21 protein-coding genes are annotated in these 19,813 nt (G+C 64.2%); 11 read left to right on the top strand and 10 right to left on the bottom strand.

Translation table 11 applies throughout. The annotated features are described in order from the left end of the window. Positions 1 to 77 precede the first annotated feature (77 nt). Positions 78 to 539: a MarR family winged helix-turn-helix transcriptional regulator gene (locus TO66_RS22330; protein ID WP_044464305.1), complete on the bottom strand. Its 462-nt coding sequence runs from the start codon at positions 537 to 539 to the stop codon at positions 78 to 80. A 75-nt stretch (positions 540 to 614) separates the two neighbouring features. Further along, positions 615 to 1,565: a LysR family transcriptional regulator gene (locus tag TO66_RS22325; RefSeq protein ID WP_044466131.1), complete on the bottom strand. Its 951-nt coding sequence runs from the start codon at positions 1,563 to 1,565 to the stop codon at positions 615 to 617. 108 nt (positions 1,566 to 1,673) lie between these two features. Here TO66_RS22325 and TO66_RS22320 point away from each other — a divergent pair, with 108 nt between their 5' ends. Further along, positions 1,674 to 2,423: a sulfite exporter TauE/SafE family protein gene (locus tag TO66_RS22320; protein WP_044464304.1), complete on the top strand. Its 750-nt coding sequence runs from the start codon at positions 1,674 to 1,676 to the stop codon at positions 2,421 to 2,423. Here TO66_RS22320 and TO66_RS22315 read toward each other — a convergent pair. After that, complete coding sequence (locus tag TO66_RS22315; protein WP_171820110.1) at positions 2,413 to 3,267, bottom strand: LysR substrate-binding domain-containing protein; 855 nt, start codon at positions 3,265 to 3,267, stop codon at positions 2,413 to 2,415. The genes TO66_RS22320 and TO66_RS22315 overlap by 11 nt on opposite strands. A gap of 97 nt (positions 3,268 to 3,364) precedes the next feature. On the opposite strand from TO66_RS22315, the gene TO66_RS22310 reads away from it, so the two are divergent. Together TO66_RS22310 and TO66_RS22305 are read left to right on the top strand one after the other, a co-directional pair. Continuing rightward, entirely contained in the window at positions 3,365 to 3,586 is a 222-nt protein-coding gene (locus tag TO66_RS22310; protein WP_044464302.1) for a DUF1127 domain-containing protein, read from the top strand. A gap of 64 nt (positions 3,587 to 3,650) precedes the next feature. Next, positions 3,651 to 4,862, top strand: coding sequence for a winged helix-turn-helix domain-containing protein (locus TO66_RS22305; RefSeq protein WP_044464301.1), 1,212 nt, complete (start codon positions 3,651 to 3,653; stop codon positions 4,860 to 4,862). 69 nt (positions 4,863 to 4,931) lie between these two features. Here TO66_RS22305 and TO66_RS22300 read toward each other — a convergent pair whose 3' ends face one another. Continuing rightward, complete coding sequence (locus TO66_RS22300) at positions 4,932 to 6,278, bottom strand: class II 3-deoxy-7-phosphoheptulonate synthase (protein WP_044464300.1); 1,347 nt, start codon at positions 6,276 to 6,278, stop codon at positions 4,932 to 4,934. Between the two features lie 160 nt (positions 6,279 to 6,438). Here TO66_RS22300 and TO66_RS22295 point away from each other — a divergent pair, with 160 nt between their 5' ends. Next, positions 6,439 to 7,194, top strand: a complete 756-nt coding sequence (locus tag TO66_RS22295; protein WP_044464299.1) for a spermidine synthase — start codon at positions 6,439 to 6,441, stop codon at positions 7,192 to 7,194. Positions 7,195 to 7,296: 102 nt separating this feature from the next. Here the strand turns inward: TO66_RS22295 and TO66_RS22290 are convergent, their stop codons facing one another. Together TO66_RS22290 and TO66_RS33710 are read right to left on the bottom strand one after the other, a co-directional pair. Beyond that, the gene (locus TO66_RS22290) at positions 7,297 to 8,088 is read right to left on the bottom strand and encodes a crotonase/enoyl-CoA hydratase family protein (protein ID WP_044464298.1); all 792 of its coding nucleotides are present in this window, start codon (positions 8,086 to 8,088) and stop codon (positions 7,297 to 7,299) included. 67 nt (positions 8,089 to 8,155) lie between these two features. Then, complete coding sequence (locus TO66_RS33710) at positions 8,156 to 8,392, bottom strand: hypothetical protein (protein ID WP_171820037.1); 237 nt, start codon at positions 8,390 to 8,392, stop codon at positions 8,156 to 8,158. 119 nt (positions 8,393 to 8,511) lie between these two features. On the opposite strand from TO66_RS33710, the gene TO66_RS22285 reads away from it, so the two are divergent. Next, complete coding sequence (locus TO66_RS22285) at positions 8,512 to 10,182, top strand: DEAD/DEAH box helicase (RefSeq protein WP_044464297.1); 1,671 nt, start codon at positions 8,512 to 8,514, stop codon at positions 10,180 to 10,182. Between the two features lie 119 nt (positions 10,183 to 10,301). Here the strand turns inward: TO66_RS22285 and TO66_RS22280 are convergent, their stop codons facing one another. After that, positions 10,302 to 11,069, bottom strand: a complete 768-nt coding sequence (locus tag TO66_RS22280; protein ID WP_044464296.1) for a class III extradiol ring-cleavage dioxygenase — start codon at positions 11,067 to 11,069, stop codon at positions 10,302 to 10,304. 101 nt (positions 11,070 to 11,170) lie between these two features. On the opposite strand from TO66_RS22280, the gene TO66_RS22275 reads away from it, so the two are divergent. Then, on the top strand, positions 11,171 to 11,827 hold the full coding sequence (locus TO66_RS22275) for a thiopurine S-methyltransferase (RefSeq protein ID WP_044464295.1): 657 nt from the start codon (positions 11,171 to 11,173) through the stop codon (positions 11,825 to 11,827). Between the two features lie 79 nt (positions 11,828 to 11,906). On the opposite strand, the gene htpX is transcribed toward TO66_RS22275, so the two are convergent. Both htpX and TO66_RS22265 read right to left on the bottom strand, forming a co-directional pair. Continuing rightward, positions 11,907 to 12,794 carry a protease HtpX gene (gene htpX / locus TO66_RS22270; protein WP_044464294.1) on the bottom strand — a complete coding sequence of 296 codons (888 nt, stop codon included), beginning with the start codon at positions 12,792 to 12,794 and terminating at the stop codon, positions 11,907 to 11,909. A gap of 293 nt (positions 12,795 to 13,087) precedes the next feature. Further along, positions 13,088 to 14,299 carry a pyridoxal phosphate-dependent aminotransferase gene (locus TO66_RS22265; protein ID WP_044464293.1) on the bottom strand — a complete coding sequence of 404 codons (1,212 nt, stop codon included), beginning with the start codon at positions 14,297 to 14,299 and terminating at the stop codon, positions 13,088 to 13,090. Between the two features lie 224 nt (positions 14,300 to 14,523). Between TO66_RS22265 and msrB the strand changes: the two genes are divergently transcribed. The 3 genes from msrB (at position 14,524) to TO66_RS22250 (ending at position 15,972) form a co-directional block, all read left to right on the top strand. Then, positions 14,524 to 14,916 (top strand): peptide-methionine (R)-S-oxide reductase MsrB, encoded by a 393-nt coding sequence (gene msrB / locus TO66_RS22260; protein WP_044464292.1) that lies wholly within the window; start codon positions 14,524 to 14,526, stop codon positions 14,914 to 14,916. Positions 14,917 to 15,028: 112 nt separating this feature from the next. Continuing rightward, positions 15,029 to 15,514, top strand: coding sequence for a glutathione peroxidase (locus TO66_RS22255; RefSeq protein WP_044464291.1), 486 nt, complete (start codon positions 15,029 to 15,031; stop codon positions 15,512 to 15,514). After that, the gene (locus TO66_RS22250) at positions 15,511 to 15,972 is read left to right on the top strand and encodes a MarR family winged helix-turn-helix transcriptional regulator (protein ID WP_044464290.1); all 462 of its coding nucleotides are present in this window, start codon (positions 15,511 to 15,513) and stop codon (positions 15,970 to 15,972) included. Before TO66_RS22255 ends, TO66_RS22250 begins: the two co-directional genes overlap by 4 nt. On the opposite strand, the gene TO66_RS22245 is transcribed toward TO66_RS22250, so the two are convergent. Continuing rightward, positions 15,956 to 18,277 carry a response regulator gene (locus TO66_RS22245; RefSeq protein ID WP_044464289.1) on the bottom strand — a complete coding sequence of 774 codons (2,322 nt, stop codon included), beginning with the start codon at positions 18,275 to 18,277 and terminating at the stop codon, positions 15,956 to 15,958. The genes TO66_RS22250 and TO66_RS22245 overlap by 17 nt on opposite strands. A gap of 164 nt (positions 18,278 to 18,441) precedes the next feature. Between TO66_RS22245 and TO66_RS22240 the strand changes: the two genes are divergently transcribed. Both TO66_RS22240 and TO66_RS22235 read left to right on the top strand, forming a co-directional pair. After that, positions 18,442 to 19,332, top strand: a complete 891-nt coding sequence (locus tag TO66_RS22240; RefSeq protein ID WP_044464288.1) for an ATP-binding protein — start codon at positions 18,442 to 18,444, stop codon at positions 19,330 to 19,332. After that, positions 19,329 to 19,811: a GAF domain-containing protein gene (locus tag TO66_RS22235; protein ID WP_044464287.1), complete on the top strand. Its 483-nt coding sequence runs from the start codon at positions 19,329 to 19,331 to the stop codon at positions 19,809 to 19,811. Before TO66_RS22240 ends, TO66_RS22235 begins: the two co-directional genes overlap by 4 nt. The last annotated feature ends 2 nt before the right edge of the window (positions 19,812 to 19,813 follow it).

The raw sequence follows: 19,813 nt of genomic DNA, 5'->3' as shown, positions 1-19,813 counted from the left end.
AGCGCGCGGTGCGCCAAGAGAGGGGAAATCGCGAGCCGGTTCGTGCGCCGGGGCACGTCGTGCTCGCGAGGGTGCCGTTACAGACTGTCTTGCAGGTGGCCACGCAGGTTCAGCAGGTCGGCCTGCAGTGCGCGCAATTGCTCCAGGGTCAGGCCGCTGGCGCCGAGGATGCACTTCGGGATGCCACGCGCCCGATCATGCAGGGCACGGCCTTGTTCGGTCAGTTCGATGATCACTACGCGTTCGTCCGTGCGGCTACGAGTCCGGCTCAGCAGGCCCTCGGCTTCCAGGCGTTTGAGCAACGGGGTCAGCGAGCCGGGGTCGGTCAGCAAGCGGCTGCTGATGTCACCGACGGTCAGCCCGTCCTGCTCCCAGAGCACCATCATTGCCAGGTACTGGGGATAGGTCAGGCCCAACTCCTGCAACAGCGGTTTGTAGACTTTGGTCATCAGCAGCGAAGTCGAATGCAGGGCGAAACACAGCTGGTTGTCCAGCAGCAGGTCGTCGCATTTTTCCAGGGGGGGGCGTTGGGTGGTCATGGTCGGGCCTTGATCGAGACGTACTGTGAATCTAGCGGGCGAATCTTTAATGCACCAGATAATTTTCGTTCGTTCTCAACCCATGGCGCTCTGCAGGGCCAGGTCCCAGGGCGGTATTGGGCTGAAGCGGCTCTTCAGGTATTCCAGCAGTAGCCGGCTGCGCGCGTTGGTGTGTTGTTCCAGGCGCAGGGCGTAGATACCGGCGCTTTCCGGCTTGGGCAGGCCGGTTTCGCAGAACAGTGGCAGCAATTCGCCGCGCAGCAGGTATTCGCTGGCCAGCCAGGTCGGCAAATGGGCGATTCCCAGGCCGGCCAGGGCGCCGGACAGCAGGGCTTCGGCATTGTTGGCGCTCAGGCGGATGCGTTGCGGGCGGTGAGTCTGCAACTGCCCGTCCCGTTCGAAGCGCCAGGCGAACAGCGGCGCCAGGCCGTCCCAGTCGAGGCCGTCGTGCTGGCTCAGTTCGGCGGGGTGGGCCGGCGTGCCGCGCTGCTTGAGATAGGCCGGGCTGGCGCAGGCGATTCGCACGATGCTCGCCAGCGATGTCGCCACCATGCGCGTATCGACCCGCTGCCCGGCGCGCAGCACCAGGTCGACCTTGCCCAGGTGTGACCCCTGCATGTCGACGAAGCTGTCGATCAAATGCAATTGCACGTCCAGCCCCGGGTAGAGCATCAGGAAGTCGGCGATCGCCGGCGCCAGGTGCCGGCGGCCGAATGCCGCCGGGGCGTCGATGCGAATCAGGCCTTCTGGCGCATGGCTCAAGGACACCGCTTCGGCCCGGGCCAGTTGCAGCTCGGCGACGATGCGCCGGGCGCGTTCGGCGAAGGCCTGGCCGGCCGCCGTGGCGACCACGGCGTGGGTGGTGCGCATGAACAGCTTGCTGCCGACGGCGTTTTCCAGGCTGTCGATGCGCCGGGCCACCGCCGAAGGAGTCAAGGGATGCCGGCGGGCGGCGGCGGAAAAGCTCCCGGCTTCCAACACGTCGAGGAACAGGCCGAGCTGGTCGGTGAGGGCGTTGGGATTCATGGTAAGTATCTGCTTGTGCGAAATCAGCAAAGCCATTGTGCGTTGCTGTGCGTTTCCCCGCTAGAGCCGACTGCGTAGCATGCGAGGCCTGAGGCGAGGAGAACGTTTGTGATCGATGTGGCGATGTATCTGTTGTTGGGCGCGGCGTTGGGTACGGTGGGTGGCCTGTTCGGGATCGGCGGCGGCCTGATCGCGATTCCGGTGCTGGGCGTGCTGTTCGGGCTGGACCAGCAGATCGCTCAAGGCACCGCGCTGGTGATGGTGGTGCCCAATGTAATGCTGGCGTTATGGCGTTATCACCAGCGCAACCGGATCGAGGCGCGGCATGCGGTGCCGCTGGCCACGATGGGCTTCTGCTTTGCCTGGCTCGGTTCCATCTGGGCGGTGGGTATCGATGCTCACATCATGCGGATCGGCTTCGTGGCGTTCCTGATCACGCTGTCCGCTTACAACCTGGTGCGCATGTTCCTGGCCAGTGCGCCAGCTTCGGCGCAGATGCGTTATCCCTGGCCGTGGCTTGGCGTCCTGGGGGCGGCTTCCGGGGCCATGGGTGGGTTGTTCGGCGTCGGTGGCGCGGTGGTCGCCACGCCGGTGCTGACCAGTGTGTTCGGCACCACCCAAGTGGTCGCCCAGGGCTTGTCGCTGGCCCTGGCCCTGCCCAGCACCGGGGTGACGCTGGTCACTTACGGCGTGCACGGGGAGGTGGACTGGATGATTGGCCTGCCCCTGGCCGCGGGTGGCCTGTTGAGCATCAGTTGGGGGGTGAAAATCGCCCACGCTCTGCCCGAGCGGCTGCTGCGCGGGCTGTTCTGCGGTTTCCTGGTGATCTGCGCGGTGATGCTCGCCCTTAAAGTTTGAAGCCTTCGACTATGTGCTCGGCCAGGCATTCGGTGATGGGCGAGGGCGTATTGAGGTTGCGCACCAGCATGATGCTGGCTTCTGGCAGCAGGGGCAGGCCTTCGGCGGCGCCGAGGATGCGCAGGTCCGGGGTGATCAGGCTTTCCAGCTGCGCGGTGATCGCCAGGCCGGCGCTGACCACGGCCATCAGGGCCGACAGGCTGGAACTGTTGTAGGCGATGCGATAGTCGCGCCCGGCGGCGTCCAGGGCATTGCACGCCCACTGCCGGCAGAAGCAGTCGCTGTTGAACATGGCCAGGGGGATCGGCGTCTGCTCGTGGGGACAGAAGCCCTGGGCCTCAGCCCAGACGAATCGCTCCTTGCGCAGCAACTGGCCGATTTCGTTGCCCGGTTCGCGGGTGACGATGGACAGATCCAGGTCCTGGCGTTGCAGCAGTTGTCTGGACGACTCGCAATGCACTTCGATCTGGATCAGCGGGTACGCCTGGGCAAAGCGCGAGAGGATCCCGGGCAGAAAACGCATCACGTAGTCATCCGGCGTGCCGATGCGCACGGTGCCGACCATGTGCGGTTCGCGCAGGGTATTGAACACTTCGCTGTGCAATTTCAGGATGCGCCGCGCGTAACCCAGCAATACCTGGCCTTCGGCGGTCAGGCGCACCTGGCGTCCCTCGCGCTGGAACAGCTGGCGTTGCAGCACGTCTTCCTCGAGCCGTTTCATTTGCATGCTCACCGCCGACTGGGTGCGGTTGACCTGTTCCCCGGCCTTGGTGAAGCCGCCCTGGTCGGCGATGGCGACGAAGGTGCGCAGCACTTCGGTATCGATACTGGGGTAGCTGGACAATTCATCAAACTCCGAGATGTATTGCATAAGAAACATTCGTTGGATTGATCTTAGTCCCAGGCGGAAACTGGAGCCATCCCCACTGGAGGACAAGACGATGAAAGGTCAAAAAGGTTATGTACTGGCTCACCGGTTCCCCTGGCACGAAATGTCCTTGCGGTCCTTGCTGCACAGGATCGTGCGTTGGCACGAACTCCACCGCGAACGCGTCATGCTGGCCGGCATGAGCGACGAGGCGCTGAAGGACATCGGCCTCAGCCGCGCCGATGTGGAGCAGGAAACGCTGCGGCCGTTCTGGGACGACCCGATGCACAAATGAGCGTCACGGTGCTACACAAGCCACTTCCCCCTGAGGTAGTTTGCGGGCAGACAAGGAGATTGCCATGCCCGCACTACTGTCCTTTTCCCTCAAGCAGGCCCGGCGCCTGGCCCTGGCCGCCCAGGGTTTTTCCGGGCGGCCGCTGCCTGCGACGATCGGGCCGGCGCAGGTCAACCGCCTGTTCGAACGCCTGGGCGTGGTGCAGATCGACTCGGTCAATGCCCTGGTGCGCTCGCACTACCTGCCGCTGTTTTCCCGCTTGGGCGACTACCCCGCGCAACTGCTGGACCAGGCAGCCTGGAGCCAGGGCCGGCGACGCAGCCTGTTCGAGTATTGGGGGCATGAAGCCTCGTTGCTGCCGTTGTCGCTGTATCCCTTGATGCGTTGGCGCATGCAGCGGGCCAGCCAGGGCCAGGGGATCTATCAGCAGTTGGCGCGTTTTGGCCAGGAACAGCAGGCGACCATCCGCCGGGTGTTGGCCGCGGTCGAGGAGCAGGGGGCCCTCGGTGCGGGTAGCCTGTCGACCCGGCAGGAGCGCGCTGGGCCCTGGTGGGACTGGAGCGCGGAAAAACATGCGCTGGAATGGCTGTTTGCCGCGGGCGAGGTGACGGTCGCGGGGCGACGAGGATTCGAGCGTTTGTACGACCTTCCGGAGCGGGTGCTGCCGGCGCGGATCCTGCAACAGCCGCATCCCGGGGAGGCCGAGGCCCAGCGCACATTGTTGCTGCACGCCGCCAGCGCCCTGGGCGTGGCCACCGAGAAGGACTTGCGCGATTACTTCCGCCTGGCCCCGGCGGACAGCCGCGCACGGCTGGCGGAGTTGCTGGAGAACGGCGAATTGCTGGCCTGTGAAGTAGCGGGCTGGAAGCAGCCGGCGTACTGCTTGCCAGAGGCTAAGGTGCCGCGTGCTGTGCCGGCCAGTGCGTTGCTGTCGCCCTTCGACTCGTTGATCTGGGAGCGCAGTCGCACCGAGCGTCTATTCGACTTCCACTACCGCCTGGAAATCTACACGCCGCAGCACAAGCGGGTGTATGGCTATTACGTGTTGCCCTTCCTGCACCACGAACGCATCGCGGCGCGGGTCGACCTGCGGGCGGAGCGCGCGCAGGGGCGCCTGGCGGTGCATGCCGTGCATGAAGAGAATCCAGGGTTGGACGAGCAGGGCATGCAGGCGCTGGCGAGCCATTTGCGGCGCCTGGCCGACTGGCTGGGCCTGGCCGAGGTCCGGCTCAATTGCCCGAGGGCCAGCGCCCAGCGCTTGCGCGGCTTTCTTTGAGGGGTATCGCAGCTTGCAGGCGATGGCGATCGATCATCCGGCACCCTCGGATGATCGACCGCTACCGGTTCAGCGCTTGACCTGTTTCAAGGTCTCGGCGATCAGGAAGGCCAGTTCCAACGACTGATCGGCGTTCATCCGTGGATCGCAGTGGGTGTGGTAGCGATCCGACAAGCCATCCTCGGTAATCGGCCGCGCGCCACCGATGCACTCGGTGACGTTCTGCCCGGTCATCTCGATATGGATGCCGCCGGCATAACTGCCCTCGGCTTCGTGGACCTGGAAGAACTCCTTCACCTCGGTGAGGATCTGCGCGAAGTCCCGGGTCTTGTAGCCGCTGCTGGCCTTGATGGTGTTGCCGTGCATCGGATCGGAACTCCACAGCACCTGCTTGCCTTCGCGCTCCACCGCGCGGATCAACCGCGGCAGGTGGTCGCCGACCTTGTTCGCGCCCATGCGCACGATCAGGTTGAGGCGGCCCGGATCGTTGGCCGGGTTGAGGATGTCGATCAGGCGGATCAGTTCCTCGCTGTCCATGCTCGGTCCGACCTTGACCCCGATCGGGTTGTTCACCCCGCGCAGGAACTCCACATGGGCGCCGTCGAGCTGGCGGGTACGGTCGCCGATCCACAGCATGTGCGCCGAACAGTCGTAGTAGTCGTTGGTCAGGCTGTCGCGACGGACAAAGGCTTCTTCATAGTTGAGCAGCAGCGCCTCGTGGGCGGTGAAGAAGCTGGTCTCGCGCAGTTGCGGCGAACTGTCCATGCCGCAGGCGCGCATGAAGGCCAGGGTCTCGTCGATACGGTCGGCCAGCTGGCTGTACTTCTCGGCCAGGGCCGAGTTGGCGATGAAGTCCAGGTTCCATTTGTGCACCTGGTGCAGGTCGGCAAAGCCCCCCTGGGCAAAGGCACGCAGCAGGTTCAGGGTGGCGGTGGCCTGGTGGTAGGACTGCAGCAGGCGGTCCGGGTCCGGCACGCGGCTCTGGGCATCGAAACCTATGCCGTTGACGATGTCGCCGCGATAGGCCGGCAGGGTCACGCCGTTAATGGTTTCGTCGTTGGCAGAACGTGGCTTGGCGAACTGTCCGGCCATGCGCCCGACCTTGACCACCGGGCAGCCGGCGGCAAAGGTCATGACGATAGCCATTTGCAGCAGGACCTTGAACGTGTCGCGGATCTTCGCCGCGGAGAACTCGGCGAAGCTCTCGGCGCAATCGCCGCCCTGCAGCAGAAAGGCACGGCCCTGGGTCACCTCGGCGAACTGGCGGCGCAACTCCCGGGCTTCGCCGGCGAACACCAGTGGCGGATAGCTGGCCAGGGTCTGTTCGACCTGCAACAGGTGGGCAGCATCGGGGTAGGCGGGTTGTTGCTGGATCGGCAGGGCGCGCCAGCTGTCAGGACTCCAGGGTTGGCTCATCGTGGACTCGGGTGTTTTGAGATCGGGCTGGCATGTTATCAGCAATTAGTGCGTGACCTGTTCCCGCCGGTTCGCGGACAATCGCGCCTTTCCCGCTCGGCGCCGAGCGGCCGGTTTATCGCGATGGCGAGGTTGAGCCCCGTCGCGGCTAGGAGAAGAGATGACTGAGGAGCGCGTCGAGCGTCTGCTCGCCGAAGTGCACGATGAGTTCGGCATGATCCGGGTCCTGGAAGTGGCGGATTACCGCTTCCTCGAATTTGGCGATGCCATCGAGCAGAGCTGTGTGTTCACCGCCGACCCGAGCTGGCTGGAGTATGACTACACCCGCGCGATGCTGATCGGCGCGTTGTGCCATGAACAGCCTGAAAGCGCGCTGTTTCTCGGCCTGGGCGCCGGCACCCTGACCCAGGCCTGCCTGAAGTTCCTGCCGCTGGAAGATGTCGAGGCCATCGAGCTGCGCCCGGACGTACCGCGCCTGGCCATCGAATACCTGGGGCTGGACGACGATCCGCGTCTATATATCCGGGTCGGCGATGCGCTCGAATTGCTGGACAGCGCCGAGCCGGCGGACCTGATTTTCGTCGACCTCTACACTGACGTCGGGCCGGGTGTCGGGCACCTGGCCTGGGGCTTCCTGGAAAATTGCCAGAAGCGCCTCAACCCCGGCGGCTGGCTGGTGATCAACCAATGGGCCACCGACGACGGCAAGCCGCTGGGCGCGGCCTTGCTGCGCGGGCTCTACCATCGGCATTACTGGGAGCTGCCGGTGAAGGAGGGCAACGTGATTTTGATCGTGCCGTCCGATCTGGATCAGGACCTGGATATGGCCGGCCTGTGCGCCCGGGCCGAGGCGCTGGCGCCGCGCCTGGGGTATTCGTTGCAGTCATTGATCAAGTGCATCCGGCCGGCGACTTGAGTGGGTTGGCCGCTTCGCGGATCGCGGGCAAGCCTCGCTCCTACAGGATGGTGTGGCCTATAGGAGCGAGGCTTGCCCGCGATAGGGCCTCACATTCACGGCTCAATGCCCCTTGAACACCCCCGGCCGTTTTTCGATCATCGCGCGCACGCCCTCCTTGGCGTCTTCGCTGGTCAACAGCTTCTTCACCAGCGGTGGCAAGCCCCGGGCTGCCGCGGTTTCCCCTTCGAGCCGGGCCTGGCGGGCCGACATCAGGGTCGCCTGGACGCCCAGCGGCGCCTGGCGCGCGATCCGCTCCGCGAGCGCCAAGGCCCGCGGCAGCAAGTCCTCGCTGGCCATCACTTCCTGCACCAGCCCCAGGCGCAAGGCTTCATGGGCGTCGAATTCATCGCCGGTGAGCAGCCAGCGCATGGCATTGCCCCAACCGGCGATCTGGTGCAGGCGCAGGGTCGCGCCACCAAAGGGAAAGATGCCGCGCTGTACTTCCAGCTGGGCGAAGCGGGTATTGCTGGCACATAGGTTGATGTCCGCCGCCAGCATCAGCTCGATGCCAATGGTCAGGCAGTAGCCCTGCACGGCGACTATGACCGGCTTGCTGACCCGCGGTCCGGCGAACACGCCCCAGGGGTCGCAGCCCCCGGCCGGTGCCTGCCAGCCTTCGGCCAGCCTGGCGCCGACATTGGCCAGGTCGAGCCCGGCGGTGAAATGCTCGCCGTGGCCGAACACCACCGCGACCCGGGCCTCGGCGTTGGCCTCGAACTCGCCGTAGGCCAGGCTGAGCTGGTCGAGCAGTTGCAGGTCGAAGGCATTGCGCTTGGCGACCCGGTCCAGGCCGATGAGGAAGAGATGACCACGCTGTTCACGGCTGACGCGACTGCCACTGGGCTGACTCATGGGAGCATTTCCTCGGACGGTGGTGAGGGGCTCGGGCCGACGGTGTCGGACTGGCAAGGTGAACCGTTTAAGCTTCATCCCCCCGACAGGCATGGGCCTGTGCAAAATAGACCTTTGCCGGATGATCCGCAAAGCCTGTGACAGCTAGGCGTTCAGCGGGTTTTTCCGATAAAAAAAACTCCCTTTTTTGAGTAATTCCGGTATAGTGCGCGCCGGCCTTTAACCGGGCCTCGTTTAGGTGATGCAATTCCCCGAAGTCAGCTTCGGCTGCTTGTCCGCTGCGCGGACTATCCTTGACGTTCATTTCTTTCAATCGTTTTCGCAAATCCCCGCCGACAAAGCTGCCAGGGTGACTCTTGAGTCTTACACGGCATGCGCAGCTTTGGAGCATGGGTCTTTGCGGATGCACTTAGAGGCAGACCCATGACCCAGGAAATCGGCGGCTTCGCCGCTCTTGAACTTCATCCCAATATTGTCGCTGCAGTAGTCGCTACCGGCTATGAAGAGCCTTCGGCCATTCAGCAGCAGTCGATCCCGATCATCCTCGCCGGTCACGATATGATTGGCCAGGCGCAAACCGGTACCGGTAAGACCGCCGCGTTCGCCCTGCCTATCCTGCACCGCATCGATCCGTCCAAGCGCGAGCCGCAAGCTCTGATCCTGGCCCCAACCCGTGAGTTGGCGCTGCAAGTTGCAACCGCTTTCGAAACCTACGCCAAGCAGATGCCGGGCGTAACTGTTGTGGCTGTCTACGGCGGCGCGCCGATGGGCCCACAACTGAAAGCAATCCGGAATGGTGCACAGATCGTTGTCGCCACTCCGGGCCGTCTGTGCGACCACCTGCGTCGCGACGAAAAAGTCCTGGCGACCGTGAACCACCTGGTTCTCGACGAAGCCGACGAAATGCTCAAGCTGGGCTTCATGGATGACCTGGAAGTGATCTTCAAGGCCATGCCGGAGTCCCGCCAGACCGTCCTGTTCTCGGCCACCCTGCCGCAGTCGATCCGCGCGATCGCCGAGCGTCACCTGAAGGACCCGAAACACGTCAAGATCCAGAGCAAGACCCAGACCGTCACCGCGATCGAGCAGGCTCACCTGCTGGTTCACGCCGACCAGAAGACTTCCGCCGTGCTCAGCCTGCTGGAAGTGGAAGACTTCGACGCCCTGATCATGTTCGTGCGCACCAAGCAAGCGACCCTGGACCTGGCCAGTGCCCTGGAAGCCAAAGGCTACAAAGCCGCTGCGCTGAACGGCGACATCGCCCAGAACCAGCGTGAGCGTGTGATCGACTCCCTCAAGGATGGCCGCCTGGACATCGTTGTGGCGACCGACGTGGCCGCCCGTGGCCTGGACGTACCGCGCATCACCCACGTATTCAACGTGGACATGCCGTACGACCCGGAATCCTACGTGCACCGTATCGGCCGTACCGGCCGTGCCGGTCGCGAAGGTCGCGCGCTGCTGCTGGTGACTCCGCGTGAGCGCCGCATGCTGCAAGTGATCGAGCGTGTGACTGGGCAGAAGGTGGCCGAGGTTCGCCTGCCGGACGCCCAGGCCGTTCTCGATGCGCGCATCAAGAAGCTGACCAACAGCCTGGCGCCGCTGGTTGCCGAAGCCGAATCGACCCACGGTGACCTGTTGGATCGCCTGACCGCCGATATCGGTTGCAGCCCGCGCGCCCTGGCCGCGGCCCTGCTGCGCAAGGCCACCAACGGCCAGGCGCTGAACCTGGCAGCGATCGAGAAGGAGCGTCCGCTGGTGCCGAACAGCACCCCGCGTGGCGACCGTCCTGAGCGTGGCGATCGTCCGGATCGCGGTGATCGCGAGCGTCGTGCACCGATGCCTCTGGCCGAAGGCCGTGCCCGTTGCCGTACCGCGCTGGGCGCGCGTGACGGTATCGCGGCGAAGAACCTGCTGGGCGCCATCCTCAACGAAGGCGGCCTGGCCCGCGAAGCCATCGGTCGCATCCAGGTGCGCGACAGCTTCAGCCTGGTAGAGCTGCCGGAGGAAGGCCTGGAGCGTCTGCTGGCCAAGCTGAAGGACACTCGCGTTGCCGGCAAGCAGCTGAAACTGCGTCGTTATCGCGAAGACTGATCGGCGTGAGCTGATCGGTTGAACGAAAAAATCCCCGCCTGGTGCGGGGATTTTTTTGCCCTGCGTTTTCTGCGAGGGCCCGGCGTGCGCTACTTCAATTGCTGGTGGCGGCGAACGGCTCAGCCGAAGCGATAGATATCCATGCCCAGCGCACCCAGGGTGAAGCCTTGGTGGGCGATGCTGAAGTCGCCGCCGGCGCCCCGGGCAAAGTACAGCGGCAGCAGGTGTTCGTCGCTGGGGTGGCTGCGCACGGCATGCGGCGCCTGGCGACGATAGTCATGCAGGGCCGGCTCATCGTCGGCGGCGAGTTTCTCGATCATCCAGTCTCGAAAGGCTTTGGCCCAGGGCTCCACGCTTTCCGGGCCGGCGTGCCAGTCCAGTTCGCGCAGGTTATGGGTAATGCTGCCGGAGCCGATCAGCAGCACGCCCTGTTGCCGCAAGCCGGACAGCGCGTGTCCGACCCGGGTCTGCAAGGCCGGGCCCATGCGGCTGGGCAGGGAAACTTGGACCACCGGGATATCCGCCTGTGGATACATCAGCGACAGCGGAACCCAGACTCCATGGTCGAACGGGCGCTGGTCGTCGAGTTGCGCCGGCAAGCCATCGGCCCGCAGCAACTGCGCTACTTGTGCCGCCAGTTCGGGCTGGCCGGGGGCCGGGTACTGCACGGCGAACAGTGCGGCGGGGAAGCCGCCGAAGTCATGCCAGGTCTCTGGGTGCGGGTTGCTGCCGACCCGCAGGTCCTGGCTTTCCCAATGGGCCGACACCACCACTATGGCCTTGGGCCGTGGCAGCTCGGCCGCCAGGCGAGCGAGCGCCGGGCCGCTGGCGCCGGGTTCCAGGGCGAGCATCGGTGAGCCATGGGAGATGAACAGGCTAGGGAACATGGGTAGGATCCTGAGCGTTAAGATGCGCCATCTTCAATCAGATCATCGATCTAAATCTAATATAAGTTCTTGTGGATTCTGATCGAATTTCAAGGTGATTTATGCAACCGGAGTTTTGGCACAAGCGGTGGGAACAGAATCAGATCGGCTTCCATCTGTCGGAGGTCAATCCCTACCTGCAGCGTTACTGGTCGCAGCTGGGGCTGGCAGCGAATTCGCGGGTGCTGGTGCCGCTGTGCGGCAAGAGCCTGGACCTGGGCTGGCTGGCGGGGCAGGGGCATCAGGTGCTGGGTATCGAATTGTCGGAGAAAGCCATCCAAGACTTCTTCAGCGAGCAGCAGGTGCAGCCCCAGGTCAGCCTCCGAGGGGCGTTCAAGGTCTACGAGTACGGTCCGATCCAGCTCTGGTGCGGCGACTTCTTTGCCCTGCAGGCTGCCGATGTAGCCGACTGCCAGGCGCTCTACGATCGGGCGGCGTTGATTGCCTTGCCGCCGCCGATGCGCGAGCGATATGCGGCGCATCTGCGGGCGATCCTGCCGGCGGGGTGCCAGGGACTGCTGATTACCCTGGATTACGATCAGGCGCTGATGGCGGGGCCGCCTTTCGCAGTGCTCGATGACGAGGTCCGGGCTTTGCTCGGCGCGCGCTGGCAACTGCAGGTAGAAGAGGAGCGGGACATCCTGGGCGAAAGCTGGAAGTTTCTCCAGGGTGGCGTCACCCGTCTCGAGGAGCGGGTCTATCGCCTGCTGGCGCGCTGAGCGCCGGCAGGCTCCGGACAAACAGACGGGCAATAAAAAAGGGCGACTTGCGTCGCCCTTTCTTGTTTCGTCAGTTTTCTCAGCCGCGACGACGCAGTGCGTCGATACGCTCTTCCAGCGGTGGGTGGCTCATGAACAGGCGAGCCAGGCCCTGCTTCAGGCCACCGTTGATGCCGAAGGCGTTCAGGGTGTCGGGCATGTGCACCGGCAGGCCCTGTTCCGAACGCAGGCGTTGCAGAGCGCCGATCATCGCCGCGGTGCCGGCCAAGTGTGCGCCGGCTTCGTCGGCCCGGAATTCGCGCTTGCGCGAGAACCACATGACGATCGCGCTGGCGAGGAAGCCCAGGACCAGCTCGGCAAAGATGGTCGCGATGTAGTAGGCGATGCCCTGGCCTTCTTCGTTCTTGAAGATCACCTTGTCGACGAAGTTGCCGATGATCCGGGCGAAGAACATCACGAAGGTGTTCACCACGCCCTGGACCAGCGCCAGGGTGACCATGTCGCCGTTGGCCACGTGGCCGATCTCGTGGGCCAGCACGGCTTTCACTTCATCGGGCGAGAAACGCTCGAGCAGGCCCTGGCTGACCGCTACCAGCGCGTCGTTCTTGTTCCAGCCGGTGGCGAAGGCGTTGGCCTCGTAGGCAGGGAAAATGCCGACTTCGGGCATCTTGATCCCGGCTTCGCGGGACAGTTGCTCGACGGTTTGCAGCAGCCATTGCTCATGACGAGTGCGAGGCTGGGTAATGATCTGGGTGCTGGTGCTCATTTTCGCCATCCACTTGGAGATGAACAGCGAGAACAGGGAACCGGCGAAACCAAAGACCGCACAGAAAACCAGCAGCTGATTGAGGTTGAGGTCAACCCCATTGGCCGCCATGAACCCGTTGAAGCCGAAAAGGCTCAGGGTGATGCTGGCAATCAGCACGACCGCCAGGTTAGTGGCCAAGAACAGCAGGATGCGCATCATGGTTGTAGAAATCTCCTCATGCTAAAGATGTAGCGTTCTGCGGGGTATATAAGGTGCGGCAACGGCCTATTCAACCGGGTGACTATTTCAAACTGTGTCCTGTCGGCTGGTTCCAGGCGCGTGCAGGAGCTTTCTTTCGCGGGTCGGGAAGGCAACGGGCGAGAGCCCGGCGCCTGGCGAACGATCGCCGGGCGTCAGGCAAAGATACAGAAGGGAAGGTGTCGCCGGGAGTGCAGATGTGTTGCTGAATTAATCGCGGTGCGACCGGGACCGGCCGCACCGCGTTGCCAGGCTTACTGGCGGTATGACTTGAGGAAGCTGCCGATACGGCCGATCGCCTGTTCCAGGTCGTCCACCCGGGGCAGGGTCACGACGCGGAAGTGGTCGGGCCATGGCCAGTTGAAGGCCGTGCCCTGGACCACCAGCAACTTTTCCGAGAGCAGCAGGTCGAGGACGAACTTCTCGTCGTTATGGATCGGGCAGACCTTCGGGTCGATCCTGGGGAAGGCATACAGTGCGCCCATGGGCTTGACGCAGCTGACCCCGGGGATGTCGTTGAGCAGTTCCCAGGTGCGGTTGCGCTGCTCCAGCAGGCGGCCCGGCGGCAGCACCAGGTCATTGATGCTCTGGTAGCCGCCCAGCGCGGTTTGAATGGCGTGCTGGCTCGGCACGTTGGCGCACAGGCGCATGTTGGCCAGCATGTCGATGCCTTCGATGTAGCTCTGGGCGTGGTGCTTCGGCCCGGAAATGACCACCCAGCCGGAGCGGAAGCCGGCCACGCGGTAGGACTTGGACAGGCCGTTGAAGGTCAGGCACAGCAGGTCCGGCGCCAGGGAGGCGGTGCACACGTGCACGGCGTCGTCGTAGAGGATCTTGTCGTAGATCTCGTCGGAGAACACCACCAGGTTGTGCTGGCGGGCCAGTTCGAGCATCTCCAGCAACACGGCCTTGGGGTATACCGCGCCGGTCGGGTTGTTCGGGTTGATGATCACCAGGGCCTTGGTGTTCGGGGTGATCTTGGCCTTGATGTCGGCGATGTCCGGCCACCAGTTGGCCTGCTCGTCGCACAGGTAGTGCACCGGGTTGCCGCCGGCCAGGCTCACGGCCGCGGTCCACAGCGGATAGTCAGGCGCCGGGACCAGCACTTCGTCGCCATTGTTGAGCAAGGCCTGCATGGCCATGACGATCAGTTCGGAAACGCCGTTGCCCAGGTAGATGTCTTCGATGCCGACGCCTTCCACCTGCTTTTGCTGGTAGTACTGCATGACGGCCTTGCGCGCGCTGAACAGGCCCTTGGAGTCGCTGTAGCCTTGCGCGGTCGGCAGGTTGCGGATCACATCCTGGAGAATTTCGTCCGGCGCTTCGAAACCAAATGGCGCCGGGTTGCCGATGTTCAGCTTGAGGATGCGTTGGCCTTCCTCTTCCAGGCGTTTGGCGTGCTTGAGCACTGGGCCGCGAATGTCATAACAGACGTTGGCGAGCTTGTTCGATTTGCTGACCTGCATGGCGATGTGTTCCCGAAAATGAACGATCCAGGCGGCGGATGAAGGGCCGTGCTGGGAATCCTGCGTTGTACACAGGCCTGAGAGCCTGGGTTCGCACTGGAAAAATCCGTTTGAACGCGCGTAATACGGCTGCCAGACTGGCGTCTAACGAGGCGCAATCATACGTGCCGTCCGATCCGTGGAAAAGATACAGATCGGGCTTTTTCAGTTGCAGAGGAGGGACCATGGAAAAGCTGGAAAAAACCCTTGAAGAATGGCGCGCGATGCTCGATCCGGAGCAGTACAACGTCTGCCGCCTCAAAGGCACCGAGCGGCCGTTCTCGGGTAAATACAACGCCACCAAGACGGACGGCGTGTATCACTGCATCTGCTGCGAGGCGCCGCTGTTCGACTCCCGGGCCAAGTTCGATTCCGGTTGCGGCTGGCCGAGTTTCTACGAGCCGATCGGCACGAGCGCGATGGTCGAGATCCGCGACCTGAGCCACGGCATGATCCGCACCGAAGTGGTCTGCGCCAAATGCGACGCGCACCTGGGCCATGTGTTCCCGGACGGCCCGCCGCCGACCGGCCTGCGTTACTGCATCAACTCGGTATGCCTGGACCTGGTCCCGCGTTGAGCGGGTAGGGCGGCAGGAAGGCGATTGGGCGAAATCGTTTTCCGGTTAATTAGATTGCACACAATTTAATTGGTCGCTATTTTTAGCGCACCTCAGATCTGGAGTCCGTGCCATGAGCGATACCCTGCTGAACATTCCGTGCACTACCATCAAGGGCGAGCAGAAAACCCTGGCCGACTTCGCCGGCAAGGCGGTGCTGGTGGTCAACACCGCGAGCAAGTGCGGTTTCACCCCGCAGTACAAGGGCCTGGAAGAACTGTGGCAGACCTACAAGGACCAGGGTCTGGTGGTCCTGGGCTTTCCCTGCAACCAGTTCGGCAAGCAGGAGCCGGGCAACGAAGGGGCGATTTCCGAGTTCTGCGAGCTGAACTACGGGGTCAGCTTCCCGCTGTTCAAGAAGATCGAGGTCAACGGCGCCGGGGCGCACCCACTGTTCGTGCAACTGAAAAAACGCGCACCGGGTGTCCTGGGTTCCCAGGGCATCAAGTGGAACTTCACCAAGTTCCTGATCGGCAAGGACGGCTCGCTGGTCAAGCGTTTTGCCCCGGCCACCAAGCCTCAGGACCTGACTCGCGAGATCGAAGCCCTGCTCAAATGACCGACTTGTCCGCCGATTCGCTGAAACTCGACAGTCAGCTGTGCTTCAAGCTGTACGCCGCCTCGCGGGCCGTGGTGCGCGGCTACAAGCCGATGCTCGATCAGTTGGGGCTGACCTATCCGCAGTACCTGGTGATGCTGGTGCTCTGGGAATGGCAGGCCACCCCGCCCGAGCTGCCGACGGTCAAGGCGCTGGGGGAACGCCTGGCGCTGGACTCCGGCACCCTGACGCCGCTGCTCAAGCGCCTGGAACAATTGCACTGGGTACAGCGCCAGCGCTCGTTGCGCGACGAGCGCGAGGTGCACCTGAGCCTGACGCCGGCCGGCCTGGCCCTGCGCGATCGGGTGCCGCCACTCAAGGCGGCGCTGTTGTGCGACAGCGGTGTCGATCTCGATGGCTTGAATGAGTTGCGCGATGGCCTGGACCGCCTGCTGGCCCAGATCAAAGCGCTGTCGTAATCGGCACCCAGAGCTCCAGCAGGGCGATCAGTTCTTCCCGGCGGAAGGGCTTGGCCAGGTAGTCGTTCATCCCCGCGGCCCGGCAGCGTTCGCGCTCTTCGGGCATGGCATTGGCGGTCAGGGCCACGATTGGCAGGTCCGGCCAGCGGCCGCTGCGGCGGATCTGCCGGCTGGCCTCGTAGCCGTCCATCACCGGCATGTTGCAGTCCATCAGGACCAGGTCGAAATGTTGGTGCTCCAGCACGTCCAGGGCTTCCGCGCCTTGGGAGGCGACCGTCACTTCGCAGCCCAGTTTGCTCAACATGCCTTTGGCCACCAGCTGGTTCACTGGGTTGTCTTCCACCAGCAGGATGAAGGCGCGTCGCTGAGGGGCCAGGGTTTCCAGCTGGGCCTCGTTGATCACCGCGGTCTCGGCCGACAGGGCCCGGCGCAGGGTCTGGTACAGGGCGTTGCGCGCCAGCGGCCGGGCCTGTTGCTGCAGGGGCGCCAGGGCGCTGGCTTCTTCGCTGGGCAGGAAGCTGCCATAGGCGGTGACCAGCAGGATCGGCGCGGCCAGGGTCGGGCGCAGGCCGAACAGGCACTCGGGGCAGTCGGTGATCAGCAGGTCCGGCGTGAGCCCGACCAGTGATTCGCCGAGGTCGAAGCGCCGGTATTCCAGCCCCCAGGCCGGCAACTGCACGCTCAGCAATTCAGCCAGGCCGCTGCTTTCGGCGGTAATGGCCAGCACCTGGCCGCGCAGGGGCGGCGGGGCGACGGCGGGGGCATGGCAGGGCAGCGGCAGGTCGGCGCAGAACTGGCTGCCGAAGCCGACTTCCGAGCTGATGCTTAGCCGGCCCTGCATGGCCTCGCAGAGGTTGTAGGTGAGCGCCAGGCCCAGGCCGGTGCCGCCGTATTGCCGGGTGATCCCGGCGCCCGCCTGGGTATAGGGCTGGAAGATTTTCACCTGGGCCTCGCGGGCGATACCGATGCCGGTGTCGCAGACCTCGATCCTGACCCCGTCGTCGAGTGCGCGCAGGCGCACATCGACCCGGCCGAAGCGGGTGAACTTGAGGGCGTTGGACAGCAGGTTGCTGACGATCTGCCGCACGCGCGTGGGGTCGCCGAGCACCAGCGCCGGGAAGTCCGGCGCGATCAGGCAGGCCAGCTCGACGCTCGGCGCCGCATTCTGCGACAGCAGGTTGGCGGTGTCTTCCACCAGCACCCCGAGATCGAAGGGGATGCGCTCCAGTTCCAACTGGCCGGCGTCGAACTTGGACATGTCGAGAATATCGTTGAGCAATTCCACCAGCACCTTGCCCGAGTCGTGGGCGATGGACAGCTGTTGGCGCTGCTCGGCGTTCAGCGGGCTGTCCAGCGACAGGGCGATCATGCCCAGCAGGCCGTTGAGCGGCGTGCGGATCTCATGGCTCATGTTGGCCAGGAACGCGGCCCGCGCCTGGGCCATGTCGAGGGCGGTGCTACGGGCGATTTCCAGCTCTTCGTTGGACTGGCTCAGGCGGTCGTTGATCGCCTTGAGCTCGGTGGTGCGCGCCGAAACGATGTTTTCCAGCTGACCGAGGTAATCGGTCAGGCGGTTCTCGGCGTTGCGTCGCTGCTGGATTTCGGTGGCCATGTTGTCGAACTGCTGGTTGGCGACCTTGACCAGCACCCCGATCTCGTCCTGTTCGTGGTTGGGCGGGAAGTCCAGCCGCGGCTGGTCGGGGCTGCGCGGATCGCGCCCGCTGAGTTCGCGGATGACCCCGACCAGGGGCTTGGTCAGCATCACGTAGAACAGCGCCAGGAGTAGCCCGGTCAGGATCAGGCTGCGGACGAAACCATTGAGCAGGGTGATCTCGGCGCGGCGCAGGAAGCGGCTGCCGAACGCATAGGTGTCGACTTCCAGGTGCAGCACGCCGAGGGATTCGGAGGGCAGGTGGTCGAGGTACAGACGGTCCTGGAACTCGCGCTTGGCGCCGAACAGGAAGTCGCTGAGCATCCGGTAGGGGCTTTGCTGGGGCGGCCGGGAGACATTGGCCAGCAGGGTGTCGTTGTTGTCGATCAGCCGGGCGCCGATGATCGCGGGCGAGCGCAGCAGCCCGAGGGTGAGTTCCTGGGCGAGTTCGGCATCGATGTTGTAGGCGATACGCGAGGCCGGATTGTGGCTGATTTCCAGGAGGGCGTTGATTTCACGGTTGATGGAGGCGTCTTCACTGGCATAATCGATGCCGATCTGCACCAGACTGAGCGCCGTCGCCAGGACAAAACCGACCAGCACGGTGAGCCTGGCTTGCTTGTAAGACAGGCGGTTGGTGAATTTGATGTCCATGGGGTGTCGAGCCAATTTCCGTTTCCCTTCGCTGGGCAAGCATAGCTGATCATCAGTACGGGCCGGCACGGACCGGCGCCGTTCGCTTGCGGTAGACCGGACGCATCGAGGGTCGTTTCGTCTGAGTGCGACATCATTACCGTGAACCTGCCCGAGGAGAAGTCGTGGAATCTCGATTGAATGCTTTTCTTGAACGCGCCGATGCGGTTCTGGCGCGTATCGAGCCGTTGCTGCCCACGCCGCGACAAGACATCGACTGGACCCGGTGCCTGGCCGCGCGCTGGCAGCGCGAAGGCCGCAGCGGTTTTCTGCTGCCGCTGGAGGTCAGCCTGGATATGCGCCTGTCCGACCTGATCGGCGTCGATAACCAGCGCGAGCAACTGGGGCGCAATACCCGGCAGTTTCTCGACGGCCTGCCGGCCAACCACGCCTTGCTGTGGGGTTCGCGCGGCACCGGCAAATCGTCCCTGGTCCGGGCGCTGCTGGCCGAATACGCCGGGCAGGGCCTGCGCCTGATCGAAATCGAACGCGATCACCTGGCCGACCTGCCGCGGGTGGTGGAGCAACTGATCAAGCTGCCGCAGCGCTTCGTGCTGTTCTGCGACGACCTGTCGTTCGAGTCGGGCGAGGGCGACTACCGGGTGCTCAAGAGCGTGCTCGACGGTTCGCTGGAGCAGGCGCCGGATAACGTGCTGCTGTACGCCACGTCGAACCGCCGGCACCTGGTGCCCGAGAAGGAAAGCGACAACGAGAACTGGAAGCGCGTCGACGGCGAGCTGCACCCGAGCGAGGCGGTGGAAGACAAGATTGCCCTGTCGGACCGTTTTGGCCTGTGGCTGTCGTTCTATCCATTCACCCAGGAGCATTACCTGAACGTGGTCGAACACTGGATCGGCGAGTTGGGGAAAAAGGCCGGCCTGCAATGGCAACGGGACGAAGCCCTGGACATCCTCGCCGTGCGCTGGGCCACCGGCCGCGGCAATCGCAACGGTCGTTGCGCGTATCAGTTCGCCCGCTACTGGGTCGGCTTGCAGTTGCTGGAGCAAAAACCATGATCGATCTGCAGAACACGGGCAAGGGCCTGGACGGCTATGCCTTGCTGTGCGCCCAGCTGGAGTCGCTGCTGGCCGACGAGCGCGATTTCATCGCCAACGCGGCGCAGTTCTCGGCGTTCCTCTTCAACCAGCTGGACGACCTGAACTGGGCCGGTTTCTACCTCAACCGCAACGAGGAACTGGTGCTCGGGCCGTTCCAGGGCCAGATCGCCTGCGTGCGCATTCCCTTCGGGCGTGGCGTGTGCGGGGCGGCCGCGGCGAGTCGGCAGACCCAGCGGGTCGAGGATGTGCATGCGTTCCCCGGGCATATCGCCTGCGACAGTGCGTCCAACAGCGAGTTGGTGGTGCCGCTGGTCAAGGACGGCCGGCTGATCGGCGTGCTGGACCTGGACAGCCCGAAGCTGGCCCGGTTCACCCTCGAAGACCAGGCCGGCATCGAACGGCTGGCGGCGATCTTCCTGCGCCTGAGCGCTTGCTGAAC

It is taken from the genome of Pseudomonas sp. MRSN 12121 (assembly GCF_000931465.1).
Classification (GTDB): domain Bacteria; phylum Pseudomonadota; class Gammaproteobacteria; order Pseudomonadales; family Pseudomonadaceae; genus Aquipseudomonas.
Note: the sequence above shows the minus strand (reverse complement) of the source record. Positions and strands in the feature narration are given on the sequence as shown.

Bases quoted from the DNA above. Each gene is read 5' to 3' on its own strand.
- TO66_RS33710 (WP_171820037.1), bottom strand. From the start codon at position 8,392: ATGAACGTCAAGGATAGTCCGCGCAGCGGACAAGCAGCCGAAGCTGAC.
- TO66_RS22275 (WP_044464295.1), top strand. From the start codon at position 11,171: ATGCAACCGGAGTTTTGGCACAAGCGGTGGGAACAGAATCAGATCGGC.
- TO66_RS22305 (WP_044464301.1), top strand. From the start codon at position 3,651: ATGCCCGCACTACTGTCCTTTTCCCTCAAGCAGGCCCGGCGCCTGGCC.
- TO66_RS22325 (WP_044466131.1), bottom strand. From the start codon at position 1,565: ATGAATCCCAACGCCCTCACCGACCAGCTCGGCCTGTTCCTCGACGTG.
- TO66_RS22290 (WP_044464298.1), bottom strand. From the start codon at position 8,088: ATGAGTCAGCCCAGTGGCAGTCGCGTCAGCCGTGAACAGCGTGGTCAT.
- TO66_RS22295 (WP_044464299.1), top strand. From the start codon at position 6,439: ATGACTGAGGAGCGCGTCGAGCGTCTGCTCGCCGAAGTGCACGATGAG.
- TO66_RS22235 (WP_044464287.1), top strand. From the start codon at position 19,329: ATGATCGATCTGCAGAACACGGGCAAGGGCCTGGACGGCTATGCCTTG.
- TO66_RS22250 (WP_044464290.1), top strand. From the start codon at position 15,511: ATGACCGACTTGTCCGCCGATTCGCTGAAACTCGACAGTCAGCTGTGC.
- TO66_RS22330 (WP_044464305.1), bottom strand. From the start codon at position 539: ATGACCACCCAACGCCCCCCCCTGGAAAAATGCGACGACCTGCTGCTG.
- TO66_RS22310 (WP_044464302.1), top strand. From the start codon at position 3,365: ATGAAAGGTCAAAAAGGTTATGTACTGGCTCACCGGTTCCCCTGGCAC.
- TO66_RS22300 (WP_044464300.1), bottom strand. From the start codon at position 6,278: ATGAGCCAACCCTGGAGTCCTGACAGCTGGCGCGCCCTGCCGATCCAG.
- TO66_RS22285 (WP_044464297.1), top strand. From the start codon at position 8,512: ATGACCCAGGAAATCGGCGGCTTCGCCGCTCTTGAACTTCATCCCAAT.
- TO66_RS22265 (WP_044464293.1), bottom strand. From the start codon at position 14,299: ATGCAGGTCAGCAAATCGAACAAGCTCGCCAACGTCTGTTATGACATT.
- htpX (WP_044464294.1), bottom strand. From the start codon at position 12,794: ATGATGCGCATCCTGCTGTTCTTGGCCACTAACCTGGCGGTCGTGCTG.
- TO66_RS22255 (WP_044464291.1), top strand. From the start codon at position 15,029: ATGAGCGATACCCTGCTGAACATTCCGTGCACTACCATCAAGGGCGAG.
- msrB (WP_044464292.1), top strand. From the start codon at position 14,524: ATGGAAAAGCTGGAAAAAACCCTTGAAGAATGGCGCGCGATGCTCGAT.
- TO66_RS22245 (WP_044464289.1), bottom strand. From the start codon at position 18,277: ATGGACATCAAATTCACCAACCGCCTGTCTTACAAGCAAGCCAGGCTC.
- TO66_RS22280 (WP_044464296.1), bottom strand. From the start codon at position 11,069: ATGTTCCCTAGCCTGTTCATCTCCCATGGCTCACCGATGCTCGCCCTG.